A 20,272-nucleotide genomic window follows, 5' to 3' on the forward strand; every position below is an offset into this window, starting at 1 on the left:
TACCGTTTTATGATGCAGGAATGGGCAAGAATTCGTGAGTTTTGGTCGCTTACTTAATTGCCAGACGCAAGCATGGCCACGCAAGGCCGTGGCCATGGCGCCCGTGCTGGAGCGGCGAGATTCGCTGGTCCGGTTGGAGGTCATGGGAACAAAACGCCCGACGCTGGCCGAATCGTCGGTCTAGTGGCTGACGAATGGAAAGCAAAAATCGGACGTTCCATTGTCGCCTTTTGCTACTGCAAAAGAGAGGCCAGCCGCGTCCCACAAGCAAGCCGTACCTGGACATCGATATTTGACTTCGCGAGAGACGATTTTCGGCGCCCCGATAGTCGCGTCGCGGTCTTCAAGGTGAACGTCGTGCCGCCGTGCGAGCGATACTGTTTAGCGTGCCCAGCAGCGCGTCTCTAATCTCTTCACCGAAGCATCCCGTCGCGCCCGAGCGGAGGCGCGAAAATGGTTTTCAACCCTTTTCGCGCCCCGGCTTCGCGGTCGTTCGTAGCCTTACGCCGTAACCGAGCTCGTCACTTCACTCACAATTGCGAAATTCCTCCATCGACCACCAGTTCTGTTCCGACGACGTATTTGGATTCGTCGCTCGCCAAGAAGAGAGTTGCGGCCGCAATATCGTCGGGCTTGCCCATATAGCCGACCGGAATCAGGGTCGAAAATTGCGATTTGGCTTTTTCCACTTCTTCTGGCGACAGCCCCATTTTCGCAATAATGTCGGTATTGATGATGCCTGGCGACACGGCGTTGACCCGGATTTTGCGAGCAAGCAATTCTTTCGACCAAGTTTGAGCCAGGGACCGCACAGCGGCCTTGGACGCCGCGCAAAGCGAGAGACCAAGCTTACCGGTCTGATTGATAAACGATGTATTGAGAATGACCGATGCGCCCTCTCGCATGACAGGGAGAGCCGTCTGCATCGTAAAAAATACCCCTTTCAAATTGGTGTCAATCATTTCATCGTATTGCTCTTCGGTCGTGGACTCGAGAGGGGTGTCGAATGCTCGTCCTGCGTTGGCGAATAGAACGTCCAACGCGGTGAATTCTTCTTGGATTCGACGGCTGACCATCGCCATTTCGTCATGAGATCGCACGTCCGCAGCGATGACCAAGGAGTTCGCTCCGAGTTCTAGTTTGGCTTTCTCAATGCGATTTTTATCGCGGCCGGTGACCGCAACGCGTGCTCCTTCTTTGACGAATAACTTGGCTGTCGCAAGGCCGATTCCATCGGTCCCACCGGTAATTAGGGCTGTTTTTTGGTGTAGTCTCATCACGTGATCTCTTGATGCAAGTACAGAGTGAAGAACTTAGAATCAAATCGAACGCAGGCATATCCTCGCTGCGATTGTCGGAGCGTCGGTCAGTCGATTGACGTCTGGTGAGATACGGCTCGAACTCGGCTACGGCAGTCTGCGATAAATTCTGCAAGTTGCTCGTTTACGGCCGTGCTAACATGCGCTGGAGATTCCTCTGGGAGTCCCGGCCCGAACGGCGGGGCAGGAGCATATTCCACAAGTAACGAAACGCGTTGCGCCGTTTCGATGTCGAACAACTCGGCGATCAACGTCTGGGCGAAGTCAATTCCGGCCGTCACGCCGCCGCCGGTAATGATGTTGCCATCACGAACGACTCGCGCGGAATCGGCGATCGCTCCGAATTCACTCAGCATGTCTCTGAACGCCCAGTGGCACGCGGCTTTCCGCCCCTCGAGAAAGCCTGCCGCCGCCAAGATGAGGGAGCCAACGCAAACTGATGTCAGGTATTTGGCCGTCTTCCCCAAACGCTGAATTTCCGACAAGAACGTTTCGTTCTCTATCGCTGAAATAAATCCCGGCCCGCCCGGAATGCATAGCACATCACACCGCTCAATTTTCGCCAGGTCGGCAAGATCGGTGAATGTGAGTGACTTCGACTTGATAGACCTGCCGCCTACCGATCCGACGATCAATTCAATTCCAGGAACGTTCTCGAAGAATTCGATCGGTCCCGTGAAATCCAGTTGTGTGACATCCTCGTAGAGTGGAATTAAAACCTGGATCATCGTTCGCGTCTCCTTGGGTTTGCTGAAGTCGGATTTGTTCACCAATTCGCTCACGCATTGCGATTGGGAATACGACAATTAAAATCTACTCGTTCGCTCTTTTGGCTCAAATGACATAGGCACGTCAAATTCTGCCATCTTTCGCCGTAAAGTCGGGCGGCCGAAAACAGAATCTGAGCTCGATATCCGTCAAACCCTGGTCGCCGAAGTGGGAGGAAGATAATGCCGCAGAAAACTCGCCAGGCAGGCGCATCGCCACACTCAGCCCGAACGAGAAGGATCGTGTTTCTGGCGTTTCCTCAAGCGGTGTTATTGGATGTCGCTGGACCTTGGGATGTTTTCCACAACGCGAACCAGTTGTGGGAGAAATCGCCACAGCCTTATTCTTTGGAGCTTGTGGCTGCAGCCGGAGGTCTGCAAATCGGGACCGCAGGAGGGCTGCCGCTCACCGCCAGTAAGACCATTCAGTCTTGCCGCGGGCCGATCGATACGTTGGTGGTCCCGGCGGCGGACGGGTTGGAACCAGAGGAGGTAAGTCCAGAGACGATACGTCATATTTGTCGGCTCGCAGCGCAGAGCCGTCGAGTCGTCTCGGTTTGCACGGGGGCTTTTATCCTCGCTGCAGCAGGATTGTTGAACGGTCGCCGAGTCACGACTCACTGGCGATGCGGTAGTGATCTTGCCCGCCGTTATCCCAGCATTTCGGTGGAGTCAGACCAGATCTACATCCGAGACGGAAACGTTTACACCTCGGCCGGGGTGACCGCCGGCATGGACCTGGCAATTGCGCTGCTGGAAGAAGATTTGGGGCGAGAATTGGCATTGAGAGTCGCTCGGAACTTGGTCATGTTCATCCGTCGCGCCGGGGGCCAGACTCAATTTAGTACGACCTTGGAGTCGCAAATTGCCGAGCGAGATTCACTACGCGACTTGCTGGCATGGGCGACCGATCATCTCAATCGCGATCTTTCGGTAGAGGCGCTGGCGGATCAAGTTCACATGAGTCCACGAAATTTCGCTCGCGTTTTTCGCAAAGAATTGGGCAGCACTCCCGCCAAATTTATCGAACGCCTCCGCGTTGAATCGGCCCGAAACATGCTCGAATCGTCGACCGCAGATCATGGCGAGATCGCGACAAAATGCGGGTTCGGGGGCGTAAACGCAATGAGACGAGCGTTTCTAAGAGTGTTAAAGGTCATTCCCAGCGAGTACCGGGACCGATTTTCGTCGAACGATCGGAAAACTTCGGAAGTTGACTAGCAGGAGCGAGTATTGTCCTCTACCGCCGCGCCTGGCGACTGCCTCAACGCTGCTTCGCCTAGAGCGGTCACACAATTGTGTAGCGTCACGCCCCACGGTCACGGTAAATTGAACGATTCCGTCTCGCCATTGGGCTATCGGACGTTCGTGTGGAAACGCCAGAGAATTCTCCCCTCAGTCGCCGTAGCGAAGTGAATCAACCGTTGGTGTTGATTGCGGGGGCGATGTGCGCGGGGATGCTTGCTGATCGCTACGCGGCGATTGGCCTCTGGCCGCCGGTCTTGGTGTTGGCCGTCTCGCTGTCGGCGTGGCTGTTGTGCTGGCGGAGACGGTGGGAGCTGGCAGGCTCTTGGCTCGTGTTGTTGGCGGTCGCCGCGCTGGGGGCGCGACTGCATGACGCCGCGTGGAATCGGTTTGCGACCCACGACATCGCGATGAGCGTGGGAGAAACGTCGCAGCCGATCGCGATCGAAGCTTGCACTCTCGACTATCCGATCGCGCTGCCGCCGGCGCCGCAAAACGCCCTGCAAAATTTTCAGCAAGAGGGAGCGGTTCGCTTGCCGCTGCGGATCACGGCGATTCGAGCAGGTCGCGACTGGAGGCCAGCCGTTGGGAGTGCGTCGTTGCTGGTGCAAGCCGAATCGCTGAACGTCAGAGCAGGGGAGCGCGTCCGCGTCTATTGCCAAGCGATGCGCATTGAGTCGCCGGCCAATCCCGGCGAGTTTGACTTTGCCGCGCAGGGAAGGTCCGAGCGCACGCTGGTCTCGCTGCGGACCGGGTTCGCCGCGTGTGTCGAGAGCCAAGGGAAGCCGCGATTCTCGCTCTGGAGCTTGATGGCCGAGGTGCGGCGGTATGTAGCGCGTAACTTGGCGGCGCAGTTGTCGCCGTCTGCGGCTCCGCTGGCGGATGCGTTGTTGTTGGGAAATCGTTCCGAGGTCGATCGCCGCTTGTCGGAAGAGTTTGTACAGACCGGGCTCGTGCACTTGTTAGCGATTTCCGGCTTGCACTTGGGCGTATTGGTTGGTGTCGTCTACGGAGTGCTGCGGCTTTGCCTGTTCTCGCCGAAGACAATCGCTGCGGCGGTGATAGCGTTCGCTGTGAGCTATATGTTGCTGGTCGATATGCGACCGCCGGTGGTGCGAGCGACGGTCTTGGTCGTCGTGTTTTCGCTGGGGATGTTGGTCGAGCGTCGCGTCTTGCCCTGGAATACGTTAGCCGCTGCGCTGTTGGTGGTTGTCAGTTGGAATCCGGCCGATCTGTTTCGGGTCGGGCCGCAGTTGTCGTTTTTGGCGGTCGCCGTTTTGATTTGGCTGGCGCCGCTATTGGCGTGGCGCATCGCAGATCCGCTGGATCGGCTGATTGCCGAGAGTCGACCTTGGCAAGTGCGGCTGCTGCGCGGCGGGATCTACTCGATCGGCGGGGCCTATCTCGCTGGTCTGGCGATCTGGCTGGTGGCGCTGCCGCTGATCGCGTCGCGGTTTCATCTCATTTCTCCGGCGGCCCTACTCTACTCTCCGCCGTTGATGCTGGTCACTTCGATCGCGCTGGCGGCTGGATTGGCGGTCTGCGTCGTCTCTCCATTTTCGAGTTGGTTGGCTTATCCGGCGGCGCTGCTCTGCGATGGAAGTTTGCACTGGTTGGCCGTTGGCGTTTCATCGGCTGACGCGTTGCCAGGCGGAAGCATCTGGGTCGCCGGACCGTCGGAATGGTGGACATGCGGTTGGTATCTGCTGTTGGCCTGCGTTGCGATCGCCGTGCGGCAGTGGGGCTGGCCGCTGATCCGCGGCGGCGCGATCTTGGGTGGTTGGTGTGCGCTCGGTTTGTTTGTCGCGATCGCGTCCACCGGCCGAGCCGCGGATGAAGAACTACGCTGCACGTTTGTTTCGGTAGGGCATGGAACCTCGGTCTTTGTCGAGTTTCCGGATGGCTCTAACTTGCTGTACGACTGCGGTCGACTCGGCTCTCCGCGACGAGCGACCGAATCGGTTTCGGCTCTGCTGTGGTCACGCGGCGTGACCCATCTGGATGCGGTGGTCATTTCGCATGCCGACGGCGATCACTACAACGGCGTGCCTGGTTTGCTCGAGCGATTCTCGGTCGGCCGCGTTTATGTCTCGCCGGTGATGTTTGAGCGCGAATCGGCCGGGTTGCGCTTTTTGCGCGAATCGATCGCCGCGGCTGAGATTCCGCTCGCGACGTTACAGGCAGGCGATCGCTTGGCGGTAGGAGCGGACGTGAGCGTCTTCGTTTTGCATCCCACCGCGCGCGGCGTATTGGGAAGCGACAACGCAAATAGCTTGGTGCTGCTGATCGAAGCGTTTGGTCGCCGACTGCTGTTGCCGGGCGATCTGGAGACTCCGGGGCTGGAAGGCGTGCTGCGGGAAGAACCGATCGACTGCGATCTAGTGATGGCCCCGCACCATGGGAGCGCCGGCAGCGATCCGGCCCGATTTCTGGCATGGTCGAACCCCGAAATCGTCGTAGTAAGCGGATCGGTGAGTGACCGGCAGCGAGCGACCGCCCAAACGATCGATTTTGGCGCCCAAGTTTGGCATACGGCCAAGAGCGGCTCCGTCACAGTGCGGGTAACCGACTACGGCATAGCAGCTTTCCCCTATAAGTAGTGGTTTCGCTGTAAGTGTAAGCAGATAGGAGTTTTGCGCAGTTTTTGTCCCTGTCAAAAGGGCGGTTGGGGTCATCTCCGGTTGCAAACGGTGCTATGACTGCTACATTAACGGACTTATCCACACACAGTCGGCGGAAATAGACCGGAAGTGAGTGTTGTCTGCCCCGGCCTCCCAGTCGTTTGGAGAGGTGTTGGTCGAGTTGACCGGGATAGACGCTCGTGTTGGCCAAGCTACGGAAATAGTCGCAACCGATGTCGATCACGAAAGAAAAGAAGTTAGAGGTCATTCAGGGGTTCCAGCGCGCGGGCGAAGATACTGGTTCGCCTGAAGTTCAAATTGCGGTGTTGACGACGCGGATCAACAATCTGACCGACCACATGCGGACCCACAAGCACGACTACTCGACGCGTCGCGGCCTGCTGATGATGGTCAGCCGCCGTCGTCGTCTGCTGGATTACGTGAAGCGTCACGATCCAGAAAAGTACTTGGAACTGCTGGCGCAGCTCAATATCCGCAAGTAGTTGTCGGATTGCCCGACGAGACGGCTGGTCTCGTCAATATTTTCCTCTTCGCCAGGGCGCAGCACTGGTCTGCTTGCCCGGCGAAAATGCGCGTGTCGACGGTTCGACTGCGCGCAGCGGCGGATGTAGGCGTAGATAGATAAAAGCATTTTTGGAATATGATTCTCGTCGCCCAAGGTCGTTCTTTTCTTTTGACCGAGCGGATAGTGCGCCGCGGGGATCGCAATGTATTGTTAGGAAACGGAAAGTGGAAATTATCCGAGTTGAAAAGCAGATTGGTAAACTGACCCTGTCGTTTGAGACGGGGTATTTGGCGAAACAAGCGGCGGGCGCCTGTCTGACGCAATACGGCGATACGGTGGTTTTGACGGCCGCAGCAACCGGCCCTTCTCGTCCCGGCACCGATTTCTTCCCCCTGACTTGCGACTATCGCGAGCGTACGGCGGCGGCCGGCAAGTTTCCCGGCGGTTTCATCAAGCGTGAAGGCCGACCGACGACCAAAGAAATTCTGACTTGTCGTCTCATGGATCGCCCGATCCGCCCCATGTTCCCCAAGGGGTTTCGCGACGAAGTTCAAGTGATGGCCAATGTTCTCTCCAGCGATCGTCAAAATGACGGCGACGTGCTGGCGATGAACGGCGCTGCGGTGGCGCTCGGCTTGTCGAGCTTGCCGTTCGATGGCCCGCTGGCCGCCGTTCGTTTGGCGCACATCAATGACGAATTCGTCGTCTTCCCGACTCACGAAGAGTTGGAAGAGAGCGATCTCGACCTGATCATCTCGGGCAACAAAGAATCGGTTTTGATGATCGAAGGCTTCTCACGCGAGATGCCTGAAGACATCATGCTGAAAGCGATCGAGACCTGCCATGAATACATCAAGCAGATCTGCGACATGCAGTTGGAGTTCCTGGAAAAGGCGGGCGCCAAAGAGTCGAACTACGAAGCCGCGGCTCCGAACCCGATTTACCAAACGCTGGTCGATCGTTACTACAACGACTTCAAGTCGGCCAAGCAGACCTCCGGCAAGCAAAATCGCGCCGAAGCGGTCAAAGCCCTGAAAGAACGGGTCAAAGCCGAAATGATCCCGGATCCCAATGCGGAAGACGCGATCACCGATCCCGTCTTCAAAGAAGCCTGGCACGATCTAGACGAACGGATCGTGCGCGATCTGATCCTCGCCGGCACGCGTCCGGACGGACGTGACGGAAATACGCTGCGTGCGATCGAATGCAAAGTCGACGTGCTGCCGCGCGTTCACGGCTCGGCGGTCTCCAACGCGGCGAGACGCAATCGCTGGTGACGATCACTTGGGGACGTCGCGCGACGAACAACGCGTGGATGGACTGCAGGAAGAGTACGCCAAGAAGTTCATGCTCGACTACAACTTCCCCTCCTACTCGGTTGGCGAATGCCGCCCGATTCGTGGACCGGGTCGTCGCGAGATCGGGCACGGCGCCTTGGCCGAACGTAGCGTGAAGCCGGTTCTGCCGGGTCCCGATGAGTTCCCTTACACGATCCGTGTGATTTCGGACATTCTGGAATCGAACGGTTCGAGCTCGATGGCCAGCGTTTGCGCCGCGACCCTCGGTTTGATGGCGGCCGGCGTGCCGATCAGCAATCCGGTCGCCGGCATCTCGGTGGGTCTGGTCAAAGAAGGGGATGACTTCATCCTGCTGACCGACATCCTGGGCGACGAAGATCACTTCGGCGACATGGACTTCAAAATCGCCGGTACGCAAAACGGCATCACCGGCATCCAGCTCGACCTGAAGATCGCAGGCATCAGCGCCGAGATCATCAAAGCGACGCTCGAACAATCGCGTATCGCTCGGATCGAAATCCTCCGCACGATGTTGACTACGATCTCGGCGCCGAAAGATGAGCCGTCGATCTGGGCTCCTCGCTTGCTGAGCACCAAGATCAACCCCGAAAAGATCGGTTTGCTGATCGGACCGGGCGGCAAAACGATCCGCGGCATCCAAGAAGAGACCGGCGCGACGATCGACGTTCAAGAAGACGGCACCGTGTTGGTCGCCAGCTCGACGCTGGAATGGGCCGAAGCGGCGTTGGCTCGCGTTCAAGCGATCACCGGCGAAGTCGAAGTTGGCAAGATCTATGAAGGTCGCGTCACCAGCGTGAAAGACTTCGGCGCGTTTGTCGAAATCTTGCCGGGTCGTGACGGCTTGTGCCACATCAGCGAACTGTCGAACGAATACGTTGGCAACGTCAATGACGTCGTCAAAGTGGGCGACATGCTCAAGGTCAAAGTCTTGCTCGTCGACGAGCATGACCGCGTCAAGCTGAGCCACAAAGCGATCGACGCGCCTGAAGGCGATGCCGGCGGCGAACCTCAGACGGCCGGCGCCGGAGACAGCGGCGGTCGTGGAGATCGCGGTGGACGCGGCGGCGATCGCGGCGGCCGTGGTGGTCGCAGCGGCGGTGGACGCGGACGTCGCGAAGACTAGTCGCTGAGACGATTGCTGAAAAGACAAGCGGAAAGCGTCAGCCTTCCGCCGAACATGATTCGCCCGGCTTCGCGATTGCGTCGCCGGGCGTTTTCGTCACTAGAGCACTTTTGCGGAGTCAAAATTGGTGACCGGCGAATCGTCTTCCCCCGAAAATCAGACGATCAACCAACGGCTGCTCGAGCAATACAACGAGATCGCGCAGTTGGCTGGCTCGCTGGCGCATGAAATTAAGAACCCGCTCTCGGTCATTCGGATGAACATGGATCTGCTCGCGGAAGAGCTTGATCCGCCGCAAACTTCCGCCGAGCGCCGCGCGCTGCAAAAGACGAAGATCGTCCAAGATCAATGCATGCGACTGCAAAATCTGCTGGATGACTTTCTGCGGTTTGCCAGATTGCGGCAGCTGAATCTGTTGCCAGGCAGCTTGAATGAGCAGGTCGATCGCGTGCTTGACTTTGTCGCCGCCCAGGCCGAGAAGCAGGGGATCGAGATCGTCCGTTTTCTCGACGCCGATTTGCCCAGCATCAATTGCGACGCCGAGACCCTCTATTCGGCCCTGCTCAACCTGGTGATTAACGCGATCCAAGCAATGCCGGACGGCGGCACGTTGATGGTGCGGACGCAGGAGACGCGGCATGGAGTCGCTCTCGGCTTTATCGATACCGGCTGCGGCATGAACGAAGAGACCGCGCTGCATATGTTCGACGCGTTCTACTCAACCAAAGATGGGGGATCGGGGCTCGGATTGCCGCTGGCGCGAAAGATTATTGACGCCCATCACGCTCGCATCGACGTGCAGAGCGAACTAGGGCGAGGAACGAAGTTTACGCTGGAATTTCCGAAGCCGGCACGCATCGGCGGCTAGCCGTTTGACGCGCGGTTCTAGTGAGTTTCGCTCGATTCCGCTAAATTGAAACGTATGACTGGCGACCACCCCAAGTCCGACTCTACCGAGATCGCGCCGATGAATCACGGTGCGTTTCGGATCTTGATTGTCGACAACGACAAGGCCCACGCGCTGACGATGTGCGAAAGCTTGGAGCGTGTCGGCTATCCCTGCACGATCGCGACCAGCGGTCCGGAAGGGGTCGAGCGGATCGAGCGGGACGATTTTGAGATCGTCATTACCGATCTGGTGATGAACGAGGTCGACGGCATCGGCGTTTTGCAGAAGGCGAAGAGCAACTTGCCCGGCTGCGAGGTGATCGTCGTCACCGGTCACGGCACGATCTCGATCGCGGTCGAAGCGATGCAGCAGGGCGCATTCAACTTTCTGGAAAAGCCGCTCACCCCAGACAAGCTGCGCGCCGCCGTCAGTCGCGCGGCCGAGACGGTTCAGTTGCGGCAGACCAACACCGACTTGTTGCAGCGGTTGGACGAGCGGTTTGGCTACGAAGGTTTGATCTTCGCCGATGCTCGGATGGGGCATGTGATCGATCGCCTGAAACGGATCTCACCGACCGACGCCAGCATTTTGATCCAAGGAGAAACCGGCGTCGGTAAAGAGCTGGTCGCCCAGGCCATTCATCAGAACAGCCCGCGTAAGAACAAGCCGTTCGTGCCGCTCAACTGCGCCGAGCTGAGCGAACACTTGCTCGAGAGCGAGCTGTTCGGGCACGCCAAAGGCGCCTACACCGACGCTGCGACCGAACGGGTCGGCCGGTTTGAGTACGCCAACGGCGGCACGCTGTTTCTGGACGAAGTCGGCGACATGCCGATGGCGACGCAAGTGAAGCTGTTGCGCGTATTGGAGTCAGGCGAGATCACGCGCGTCGGCGAAAATAAGCCGATCAAGATCAACGTCCGCTTGCTGTCGGCGACCAACTGCAATTTGGAAGAAGCGATCAGCCGGGGCGCTTTTCGGAGCGACTTGTACTATCGTCTGCGGATTGTCACCGTGGTCGTTCCGCCGCTGCGTGAACGTCGCGACGACATCATCCCGTTGATGGATCACTTCCGTCGCCATTTCGCCAAGCGACATGGAAAAGCGGTGAAGGGGATCGATAAAGCGGTCGTCAAACGCTTCTATCAATTCGATTGGCCGGGCAATGTTCGCCAATTGCGGAACCTGGTCGAAAGCATGGTCGTGCTGGACCTGGACGGCGTGCTGGGGATCGACGATCTGCCGGAAGAATTGATGGACGAGGCCGACTATGTGATTCACCCGGTCGCGTTGCCTCCGCCGTCCTCCTCTAGCGCGTCGTTGGCGATCGATGCGGATGGCAAGGCCGGTTTGCTGGATTTGGTTGGCCAGCCGATGAACGAAGTCGAGAAGCGCTTTATCTCGGAGACGTTGAAGTTTACGAATCAAAATCGCGAAGAAGCGGCCAAAATGTTGCAGATCGGCGAGCGGACGCTGTATCGCAAAATCAAAGAATACAATCTTCGCGGCGACAATTAGTCGCAGGAGGCTCGGATGCCAACGATACGCCAACTGCCGACCAGCGTGGTCAACAAGATCGCCGCTGGCGAAGTGATCGAACGTCCGGCGAGCGTCGTTAAAGAATTGATGGAGAACTCGGTCGACGCCGGCGCGACGCGCGTTGACGTGACGATCGAGCACGGCGGTTCTGAACTAGTGCGCATCGCCGACAACGGTTGCGGCATCGCCGAAGATCAGTTGGCGCTGTCGGTCGCTTCGCACGCGACCAGCAAGATTTTGGACGCCGATGATCTGTTTCATGTGGGGACGCTCGGGTTCCGCGGAGAAGCGCTCGCGTCGATCGCCGAGGTGAGCCAGTTTCGGTTGCGCAGCCGGATTCCTGAATCGGATGCGGCGGCCGAAATGTACATCAACGGCGGCCAACTGGTCGAAGTTACTCCCTGCGGCGCCGCAGTCGGCACAACGATCGAAGTTCGCAATCTCTTCTTCAATACGCCGGTGCGGAAGAAGTTTCTGCGAACGACGCAGACCGAATTCGGTCATTTGAGCGAAGCGTTTACCCGCATCGCGCTGGCGTTTCCGCATGTCCATTTCACGCTCAAGCATGGGGCTCGCCAGATTTACGATCTGCCCCCCAGCGACAATTGGCGCGAACGGTTGGCCGCGTTCTTTGGCGATGAGATCGCGACCCATTTGATTCCGATCGATAACGCCGACGACACGATTCGCTTGTCAGGTTACGTCGCCGATCCAAAATTCAATCGCGGCAACAACAAGATGCAGTTCTTGTTTTTGAACGGTCGCCACATTCGTGATCGAGCGCTGCAGCACGCGTTGTCCGAAGCCTATCGCGGCTTACTGCTCACGGGACGCTATCCGATTGCGTTCCTGCGTTTGCAGATGCCGCCGGAGATGGTCGATGTCAATGTACATCCGACCAAGCTGGAAGTTCGCTTTCAAGACAGCGGCCGCATCTATAGTCAGTTGCTGGGAACGCTGCGGACCAAGTTCTTGTCGACCGATTTGACGGCGACTTACAAGCCGGTCGATAGTGATGAGTTGCATGGGAATAATCGGCATGGCGCAGCCAGCGGCGGCGGCAATATCAACGGACACGATGTCGAAACGGCGGCCCGCATGCGCGAAGAGTTGGTCGCGTGGGCCAAAGGGCAATTGCCGGCGGACGACGAAGACCTGCGTGAACGTCGCAGCGTGCAAGAGTCGCTTGATCTCGACTTTCGGTCGCAGCGTCATCCGCCGTTGGAACTGAGTCGCTTTGATCGAGACGCATTGGCCGCTGCGTCTTCGCGCAGCAATGGTCAACCGGGCGAAGGGGCCCGTTTGGACGCGCCGCATGAAACGCCGCCGCAACCGACGCCGGGTCGCGCGTTACAATTACATCGCCGCTATCTGGTGACGGAAACCCCCGAGGGAATGGTGGTGATCGATCAGCATGCGTTGCACGAACGGATCTTGTACGAAGAGTTCCGAGAGAAAGCGCTGGCCGGTCGACTGGAAACGCAAAACCTGCTTGCTCCCGAGACGATGCATCTGTCGCCGTCCGAATTTTCGGCCGTGATGCAGGCTCAAGAGCCGCTGGCTCAACTGGGATTTCAGGTCGAATCGTTTGGGGGAGATACGATCCTGATCAGCAGCTATCCTGCGATACTCGACCGCCGCAAACCAAGTGAGACGTTGCGCGAAATTATTGATCATCTGGTTGGCGATGGAAAACGGCCCGATCGGCGTGATTTGCTGGACGAACTGCTGCATATGATGTCATGCAAAGCGGCGGTAAAGGCGGGAGATCGCCTCTCAGCCGAGGAAATTGACGCTTTATTGGAACTGCGGCACCTGTGCCAAGACGCTCACCATTGCCCGCACGGGCGCCCCACTTCGCTGGTTTTTACGAAAGAAGAGCTTGATCGGCGCTTTGAGAGGATTTGATCCGAGCGTCCGGGCAAGCCAAAATAGAGGATTCGCCTAATGCCGGTGGAACAGCCCCCCATAAAATCTGTTGGTACTTCTCCCTCCATGATCTGCGTCAGCATCGGCCGCGGCCGACATAAACATATCATCGCCGAGCATCGACATCTGGTGGATCTAGGGGTCAAGCTGGTCGAGCTGCGCCTAGACTACATCAACGGCACGATCAAGCTAAAGCGTCTGCTGAACGATCGCCCCGGTCCGGTGCTGGTCACTTGTCGGCGCGAGCAAGATGGCGGTCGTTGGGCCGGGATGGAAGCGGAACGCCAGATGGTGTTGCGTACGGCGATTGTCGACGGAGCCGACTATGTCGACATCGAAGAAGACATTGCCGCCAACATTCCGCGTTACGGTACGACCAAACGGATCATCAGCTACCACAACTTTCGCGAGACGCCGGCCGACATCGAAGAAATTCATGAGCGGATGTGCAAGCTCGATCCCGATATCGTCAAGCTCGCGACGATGGCCAACTCGCCGCATGACAACATTCGGATGCTCAAACTAGCGCAGCGGAATAACGTTCCGACCATCGCGCTCTGCATGGGAGACATGGGCACGCCGACGCGCATCCTGGGCGCCAAGTACGGCGTGCCGATCACCTATTCGACTTACTCGAACGAGCGTACGCTCGCGCCGGGGCAGATCGGCTATCAGCAGATGCGCGAGGTTTACGGCTACGACCAGATCAACGCCGAGACCGAAATCTACGGCGTGATCGCCGATCCGATCGGACATAGTCTGAGCCCGCAATTGCACAACGCTTGCTTCCGCGACCAAGGCTCCAATCGTTGTTACTTGCCGTTCCGCGTACCGCGCGAGCACCTGGCTTCGTTCATTCAAGAGGATTGTCCGGCGCTGGAGATCAAAGGGTTGAGCGTGACGATCCCGCACAAAGAAACGATCGTGCGGATGATCAAGAAGCCCAACGCCGCGGTCCAGGGAATCGGCGCCGCGAATACGGTCTTGTTCGATGAAGGAGGCCCGTCCGGCTTCAATTCGGACTGTGACGCGGCGCTGGCGAGTCTTTCGACCGCGCTGCCGCAAGATGTCGCCAACCCTTATGAAAATAAGACGGCGCTGGTGCTAGGCTCTGGCGGAGTCGCCAAAGCGATCGCATGGGGATTGAAGAACCGCGGCGTCGACGTGATCATCGCGAGCCGCACCGACGAAAATGCCGACGATTTGGCCAAGGGTTTGGGATGTCGAATGGTGTCGTGGGAAGATCGCGGCCTGGAACGGGTCGATATCTTGATTAACGGCACGCCGGTCGGCATGCACCCGAACGTCAATGAGTCGCCGATCGACAAAGTCCGTCTGCGAGCCGGCATGGTCGTGTTTGACACGGTCTACAATCCCGAACAAACGTTGTTGATCAAAGAAGCGCGACAGCGCGAATGCCGCGTCGTGACCGGCGTTGACATGTTCGTGCGCCAAGCGGCGCTGCAATACCAGCTATTTACCGGATCTGAACCGTCACGCGATCTGATGCGGGACACGCTGAAGAAAATCACCGGCGCCGTGAAAGCGAGTTAGCGGATGAATCTGGCGTTGGTGGGATTTCGCGGAGTCGGCAAGTCGCATGTCGCTCGGCTGCTGGGAGAGCGTCTCGGTTGGCCGGTTATTGACGCCGATGTCGAACTACAGCGCCGCGCGCAGCGGACCATCGCTCAGATCTTCGCCGCCGATGGCGAACCGGCGTTTCGTGATCTGGAAACGGCCGTGATCGCCGATCTGATGCAGCAAGACCAGCAAGTCGTCGCGCTCGGCGGCGGCGCTGTGTTGCGCGCGGAGAATCGAGCCGCGATCCAGGCCAACAGCTATACTTTTTGGCTGACCGCCGATGCCGATACGATCATGGCCCGCATCTCGGCCGATGCGGCGACCGCAACGCAGCGTCCTCGTTTGACCGAGATGACTCCCCGCGAAGAGATCGAGCAATTGTTGCAGGTGCGCGAGTCTTTGTATCGGGAAACGGCCGACGTCATCGTCGACGCCCAGCAGCAGACGCCGGAAGAAGTTGCTAGGGAGATCTACCAATTTTTCGCTCCTTTGATCGAGTCGGCGTCTTAAGCCGCAAGGATACGCTGACGTGAACGCTTGGCTCGCACTACCGATCGAACTGCGGATGTTGCTGTTGTTGCTAACCGGCGCGTTTGCCGGCGGTCAGATCAATCGCGCGATCTATCGCTTGCGATCGACGGCTGCCAGCATCGATCCCTGGACGCCCAAGTTGGATCAAGCGCCAGCGCGATCCTGGTTTGATCGAATCCCGATTTTCGGTTGGCTCTCGCTCAGTCGCGAAGTTCCGCTGCACGGCGGCTACTATTGGATTCGCCCTCTCTTGATCGAACTTTTTTTCGCTCTCTTCACGCCGTACTACTATTGGATCGTGGTTAGCGGCGATCTCGTTCCAGAGATCATCATGACCCCGGCGGCCAACATGCAAGGGGCGCTGCATGCGACGTTCGTCAGCCACTTGACGCTGGTCTGTTTTATGGCGGTCGCCACGTTTATCGACTTTGACGAGCGTTTGATCCCCGACGAGATCACGATCCCTGGTTTTTTGCTGGGACTAGTCTTCGCCGCGGCGCTGCCGATGTCGCTGTTGACTGTTCCTGATCCGCCGGTAACCTACGTGCCGGTCACTTTTGACGGCACGGTCGAAGCGACGTTTCTGCGGCTGACGACCGGCGCCGAGGATTGGCCTGCCTACTTGAACGGACCGACCGGTCTGGCGATCGCGCTGGCGCTATATCTCGGCTGGTGGTTTGCGATCTGCCCCAAGATCATCTGGCGGCGCAAAGGGTGGAAGCGGGCCTGCGACTTTTTGGTTGGCAGCATGCGTCGCTATGCGCTGACTCCGTTCAATCTGGGACTGTTGGCGGTTGGACTGATCGGGATCACGGCGGTCTGGTGGATCGCCGCCGGAAGTGATTCCTGGCAAGGCATGCTTTCAGCACTCGTCGGCATGGCGTTCGCCGGAGCGCTCGTCTGGCTCGTCCGGATCTTTGCCGGAGCCGCGCTTGGACGCGAAGCGATGGGTTTTGGCGACGTAACATTGATGTTCATGATCGGCGCTTACGCCGGTTGGCAGCCGGCGATTGCAATCTTCTTTCTGGCGCCGATGATCGCGTGTTTGTTTGCCGTCATTCGCTGGCTGACGACCGGCGACGTCGCGCTGGCGTTTGGTCCCTATCTTTGCTTCGGGACGCTGTTTCTCTTTTTGTACTGGCCCAGCTTTTGGCAGCAATACTCGCCGATGTTGGTGCTGGGCTGGATCTTGCCGGCGATTTTTCTCGCGCTGCCGGTCGCCGTCGGAATGATCCTATGGCCCTGGCAAATTTTCAAAGAACGCGTGCTTTTTCGGGATTCGTAATTCTGCCAAGTAGGATGAAATACGGCCCCGCCGCGGCCGAAGTCGAGAAAGGCCCGAGCGGGAACGGCCGATGATTCGGTTTGGCGATCGTTGGGCAGTTCTCAAGGGGATGTCGAAGTGCCGTTAGATTCGGTTCGTCCTGTGCACGAAATGTGAGCTATTCTTGTGCTGGAGAACTGTCTGATGCTGCGCCTACCCTTTGAAACGATCACCAACCTGCCGGCCAGCGCCGACGTGGTGCGCACTCGTCGGTATGGCGTGATCGTGGCTCGTGAGTCCCAACTGGAAGCGATTCATTTTCGCCCTTGGCCGAAGTGGATCTCTCGACTGGAAGTTGCAACGATCGGACGGTACGTTCATCAGAGAGCCGCCGGCGACCGTTGCTGGCTCTACTACAACGCTCCATGGACGGCGCCAGGATTCCTGTCGCTGGTTTATGTGATCTCGGGCAAGCAGACGACCTGGCGAACGTTTCGCTGCGCGCTAGAAACGCTGGACGAAGTCGCGCGTCTGCGACGAGCGGCGGCGATTGTTACCGATGTTTCCAATCCGCAAATAAGCGAGCGGAATCTCAAACGGAGCGGCTGGGAGCCTCATTGCGCGCATCTGCCTGGACGCAATTACATCAAGCGTTTCTACGGCGATTACGCGACCGCGGACGATCCGAAAACGCTAGCATCGCATAAAACGACCTTGCCGGCATAAACCATGCTTGCTACGATCCGCCCCGCTGGCCAGATTGTCTCAAGTTTCGAACCCGATTTGCCGACACGATGTTCCGCTTTGTCGCTTCCATACTGTTGATCGCCTTCGCCGCCGGATGTACCGGTGACGCCGCGCTACGTCAGCAGGCATTGACCGCTCAGCAGCAACAACAAGCTCAAATCGCCGAGTTCCAACGGCGCGCCTCGGGCTTGGACGCGAACAATCAAGATCTGCACGCCCAGATCGCGCAGACGCAGCAGCAATCCAAAATCTTGCAAGACGAAGTCGGCCTGTTGAAAAAGCAGCTGCGTGACGCCGGCGAGCAGCTGACGCAAGCTCAGCAGCAAATCGCTTCGGCCAAGCAAGAGAACACCACGCTGTTGGCGTCGACACGGCAACGCGGCGGCGCGACGATCACTCCCAACAACAGCTTGCAGCAAAGCGTCTCGCAAATTCAAATTTCCGGCGCCCAAGTCCGTGTTGACGGCGACCTGATTCGGATCGAGATTCCGGCCGATCAGATCTTTATGACCGGCACCAACACGCTGCATCAAAACGCCTATGGGACGCTCGACCAGGTCGCCAACGCGATTCGGCAGCAGTTCCCCCGCAATTTGATCGGGGTCGAAGGACACACCGACAACCAGGCGGCGTCGCCGCCGTTCGCGTCGCAGCATCAGCTTTCGGCCAGCATGGCCCAAGCAACCTTCGACCAACTGGTCGCTCGCGGGCAAGTTCCGCCCAATCGGCTGTTTGTCGTAGGGCACGGCGGCAATCATCCGGTCGTTTCCAACGCGACGCCTGCCGGCCAGGCCCGCAATCGCCGGATCGACATTGTGATCTACCCCGAAGACGTCGGCTCTTAAAGCCGCTCTAACGTCACTATTTACGCCCCTTTTTGGCGCCTGACGATAACGGTCGATTCCAATTACAATGGACCGCTCGTCTGCCGAACATTTTGCGCTAGTCCGCGTCTGTTTGGCGGGGCCAGTCCGTTGAAGGCGTATCCAGTAGCGAGCCGCGATGATCACGATTATTGACTACCAGATGGGCAACCTGCGAAGCGTGCAGAAGGCGATCGAGAAGGTAGGTCACCAGGCGGTCATCAGCAGCGACGCCCAAGAAATCGCCCAGGCCGATCATCTGATCCTGCCAGGCGTCGGCGCATTTGAAGATGCAATCGCCGAGATCCGGCGCCGCGATTTGGTCGGTCCGATCAAAGATCACATTGCCGCCGGCAAGCCGTTGCTGGGGATCTGTCTCGGACTGCAAATGCTGTTTGACGTCGGTTACGAAGGGGGCGAGCACGAAGGTCTCGGAATCGTGCCGGGCAAAGTGGTTCGGTTTCAAGTTCCGCGCGAGCTGAAGGTCCCCCACATGGGCTGGAACCAAGTGACGTTTCGCCACAAGCCGCCGATCTTCGCCGGGATCGAGGATCAGACCCACTTCTATTTTGTCCACTCGTACTATGTTGTGCCGACTGACGAAGCGGTTGTCGCGATCGAAGCGACCTACGACAAGCCGTTTTGTGCGGCGATCTGGCGCGATAATCTGGTCGCGACCCAGTTCCATCCCGAAAAAAGCCAGGCCAGCGGATTGCAGGTCTTGAAGAACTTCGCCGAGTGGAATCCTGCGGCCTCATAATCCGCGAGCCTAGCCCCGCAAACTCAAGGCTTTGGCGCATCGCTACGGGGTAATTACTTGTCGCTGCCGGCGTTGTGTGAGATATTTTAGGTAGCGAAGCCCAACGCTGATTTATCGAAGTTGCGCTTTGGGGTTCGTGAAGAATAGAACACGGCAAAGCCTTCCACGAAATCAGCCGCAGGGCGTTAGCCGCGGTTTTTGTCCTCAATTGTCCATCGCAAATGAGTTCCCGTCAGAAACCGGTGCTAACGCACTACGGCTAATAAGAACATGGCGCCCGAATATTGCCACGTGTTCGTTTGTTTCCAAGAATCGCAACTTCAAAACGCGGATTCGCGCCGATTCAATCCAATAGCTTAAAGTAGAAAGCACCGACGATATGCAGATTTGGCCCGCCATTGATCTTCGCGGCGGAAAGTGCGTTCGCCTGCAACAAGGCGATTACAACCGAGAGACGGTGTTTGGCGATGACCCGGCCGAGATGGCACAGCGTTGGACCGATCAAGGCGCCGAGTGTCTCCATCTGGTGGATCTCGACGGCGCCAAAGAAGGTCAGGTCAGCAATCGCACGGCGATCGCCGAAATCTTGAAAGCGGTCAATATTCCGTGCGAGTTGGGAGGGGGAATCCGTGACGAAGAAACGATCCAAACGTTGCTTGATCTCGGCATGGCCCGCTTGGTGATCGGCAGCAAAGCGGTCAGTCAGCCTGAATGGTTTGAAGAGATGTGCCTGCGTTATCCCGGCAAATTGGCGCTGGGGATTGATGCGCGCGACGGCTTGGCGGCGACCGATGGTTGGCTTGAAACGAGCAACATGTCGGCGATCGCCCTGGCCCAAAAATATGAACACCTGCCGATTGCGGCAGTCATTTATACCGACATCGCGACCGATGGCATGATGGCGGGTCCGAACGTCGCGGCGATGGCCGAAATGAAAGCGTCGATTCGCTTTCCGGTGATCGCTTCTGGCGGGGTGACCACGGTAGACGACGTCGCCCAACTAGCGACCGCCGGCCTCGACGGCGCGATCGTCGGACGAACGCTTTACGAAGGAAAAATGACTGTCTCGGCTGCGGTAGAAGCAGCTCGAGCAGCCCTTTTATAGCCCAGGAAAGTTACGTCACCCCTTTTTACACAAGCGACGTAAGCAAAGGAGCAACCCAACCGCCGCCTTCCGCTAGACGCAGCATTCCCAGGCCGACCGTGGCGAGTTTTTGACCGCACCGGGCGATCGGCGACTCGCCAAGTCCTC

The 20,272-nt window shown here is 58.2% G+C and carries 15 protein-coding genes and 1 pseudogene; 14 read left to right on the forward strand and 2 right to left on the reverse strand.

Annotation, left to right across the window (positions count from 1 at the left end):
• Window positions 1-530: 530 nt before the first annotated feature.
• Both DSM3645_RS09355 and DSM3645_RS09360 read right to left on the reverse strand, forming a co-directional pair.
• Window positions 531-1,277 (reverse strand): SDR family oxidoreductase, encoded by a 747-nt coding sequence (locus DSM3645_RS09355; protein WP_002651885.1) that lies wholly within the window; start codon window positions 1,275-1,277, stop codon window positions 531-533.
• An 89-nt stretch (window positions 1,278-1,366) separates the two neighbouring features.
• Window positions 1,367-2,101, reverse strand: a complete 735-nt coding sequence (locus tag DSM3645_RS09360) for a DJ-1/PfpI family protein (RefSeq protein ID WP_002651886.1) — start codon at window positions 2,099-2,101, stop codon at window positions 1,367-1,369.
• A 228-nt stretch (window positions 2,102-2,329) separates the two neighbouring features.
• On the opposite strand from DSM3645_RS09360, the gene DSM3645_RS09365 reads away from it, so the two are divergent.
• From DSM3645_RS09365 to hisA, 14 genes and pseudogenes are all read left to right on the forward strand, one after another.
• Window positions 2,330-3,307, forward strand: a complete 978-nt coding sequence (locus DSM3645_RS09365; RefSeq protein ID WP_002651887.1) for a GlxA family transcriptional regulator — start codon at window positions 2,330-2,332, stop codon at window positions 3,305-3,307.
• Window positions 3,308-3,456: 149 nt separating this feature from the next.
• Entirely contained in the window at window positions 3,457-5,931 is a 2,475-nt protein-coding gene (locus tag DSM3645_RS09370; RefSeq protein ID WP_131282382.1) for a ComEC/Rec2 family competence protein, read from the forward strand.
• Between the two features lie 254 nt (window positions 5,932-6,185).
• Window positions 6,186-6,455 carry a 30S ribosomal protein S15 gene (gene rpsO / locus DSM3645_RS09375; RefSeq protein ID WP_002651889.1) on the forward strand — a complete coding sequence of 90 codons (270 nt, stop codon included), beginning with the start codon at window positions 6,186-6,188 and terminating at the stop codon, window positions 6,453-6,455.
• 247 nt (window positions 6,456-6,702) lie between these two features.
• A pseudogene (gene pnp, locus DSM3645_RS09380) lies at window positions 6,703-8,920 on the forward strand (polyribonucleotide nucleotidyltransferase).
• A 127-nt stretch (window positions 8,921-9,047) separates the two neighbouring features.
• Window positions 9,048-9,788, forward strand: coding sequence for a two-component system sensor histidine kinase NtrB (locus tag DSM3645_RS09385; RefSeq protein ID WP_002651892.1), 741 nt, complete (start codon window positions 9,048-9,050; stop codon window positions 9,786-9,788).
• A gap of 54 nt (window positions 9,789-9,842) precedes the next feature.
• On the forward strand, window positions 9,843-11,324 hold the full coding sequence (locus DSM3645_RS09390; protein ID WP_002651893.1) for a sigma-54-dependent transcriptional regulator: 1,482 nt from the start codon (window positions 9,843-9,845) through the stop codon (window positions 11,322-11,324).
• A 15-nt stretch (window positions 11,325-11,339) separates the two neighbouring features.
• Window positions 11,340-13,253 carry a DNA mismatch repair endonuclease MutL gene (gene mutL, locus DSM3645_RS09395; RefSeq protein WP_002651894.1) on the forward strand — a complete coding sequence of 638 codons (1,914 nt, stop codon included), beginning with the start codon at window positions 11,340-11,342 and terminating at the stop codon, window positions 13,251-13,253.
• A gap of 87 nt (window positions 13,254-13,340) precedes the next feature.
• On the forward strand, window positions 13,341-14,828 hold the full coding sequence (aroE, locus tag DSM3645_RS09400; protein WP_002651895.1) for a shikimate dehydrogenase: 1,488 nt from the start codon (window positions 13,341-13,343) through the stop codon (window positions 14,826-14,828).
• A gap of 3 nt (window positions 14,829-14,831) precedes the next feature.
• Window positions 14,832-15,365 (forward strand): shikimate kinase, encoded by a 534-nt coding sequence (locus DSM3645_RS09405; RefSeq protein ID WP_002651896.1) that lies wholly within the window; start codon window positions 14,832-14,834, stop codon window positions 15,363-15,365.
• Window positions 15,366-15,384: 19 nt separating this feature from the next.
• Entirely contained in the window at window positions 15,385-16,671 is a 1,287-nt protein-coding gene (locus DSM3645_RS30635; protein ID WP_002651897.1) for a prepilin peptidase, read from the forward strand.
• A 183-nt stretch (window positions 16,672-16,854) separates the two neighbouring features.
• On the forward strand, window positions 16,855-17,376 hold the full coding sequence (locus DSM3645_RS09415; RefSeq protein WP_002651898.1) for a hypothetical protein: 522 nt from the start codon (window positions 16,855-16,857) through the stop codon (window positions 17,374-17,376).
• Window positions 17,377-17,444: 68 nt separating this feature from the next.
• Entirely contained in the window at window positions 17,445-18,242 is a 798-nt protein-coding gene (locus tag DSM3645_RS09420) for an OmpA/MotB family protein (RefSeq protein ID WP_002651899.1), read from the forward strand.
• A 157-nt stretch (window positions 18,243-18,399) separates the two neighbouring features.
• Window positions 18,400-19,020, forward strand: coding sequence for an imidazole glycerol phosphate synthase subunit HisH (hisH, locus tag DSM3645_RS09425; protein ID WP_002651900.1), 621 nt, complete (start codon window positions 18,400-18,402; stop codon window positions 19,018-19,020).
• Window positions 19,021-19,399: 379 nt separating this feature from the next.
• Complete coding sequence (gene hisA, locus DSM3645_RS09430; protein ID WP_002651901.1) at window positions 19,400-20,125, forward strand: 1-(5-phosphoribosyl)-5-[(5-phosphoribosylamino)methylideneamino]imidazole-4-carboxamide isomerase; 726 nt, start codon at window positions 19,400-19,402, stop codon at window positions 20,123-20,125.
• Window positions 20,126-20,272: the final 147 nt, after the last annotated feature.

It is taken from the genome of Blastopirellula marina DSM 3645 (genome assembly GCF_000153105.1).
GTDB classification, from domain to species: domain Bacteria; phylum Planctomycetota; class Planctomycetia; order Pirellulales; family Pirellulaceae; genus Blastopirellula; species Blastopirellula marina.

Bases quoted from the DNA above. Each gene is read 5' to 3' on its own strand.
- DSM3645_RS09405 (WP_002651896.1), top strand. From the start codon at position 14,832: ATGAATCTGGCGTTGGTGGGATTTCGCGGAGTCGGCAAGTCGCATGTC.
- hisH (WP_002651900.1), top strand. From the start codon at position 18,400: ATGATCACGATTATTGACTACCAGATGGGCAACCTGCGAAGCGTGCAG.
- DSM3645_RS09420 (WP_002651899.1), top strand. From the start codon at position 17,445: ATGTTCCGCTTTGTCGCTTCCATACTGTTGATCGCCTTCGCCGCCGGA.
- mutL (WP_002651894.1), top strand. From the start codon at position 11,340: ATGCCAACGATACGCCAACTGCCGACCAGCGTGGTCAACAAGATCGCC.
- aroE (WP_002651895.1), top strand. From the start codon at position 13,341: ATGATCTGCGTCAGCATCGGCCGCGGCCGACATAAACATATCATCGCC.
- hisA (WP_002651901.1), top strand. From the start codon at position 19,400: ATGCAGATTTGGCCCGCCATTGATCTTCGCGGCGGAAAGTGCGTTCGC.
- rpsO (WP_002651889.1), top strand. From the start codon at position 6,186: ATGTCGATCACGAAAGAAAAGAAGTTAGAGGTCATTCAGGGGTTCCAG.
- DSM3645_RS09415 (WP_002651898.1), top strand. From the start codon at position 16,855: ATGCTGCGCCTACCCTTTGAAACGATCACCAACCTGCCGGCCAGCGCC.
- DSM3645_RS09390 (WP_002651893.1), top strand. From the start codon at position 9,843: ATGACTGGCGACCACCCCAAGTCCGACTCTACCGAGATCGCGCCGATG.
- DSM3645_RS09355 (WP_002651885.1), bottom strand. From the start codon at position 1,277: ATGAGACTACACCAAAAAACAGCCCTAATTACCGGTGGGACCGATGGA.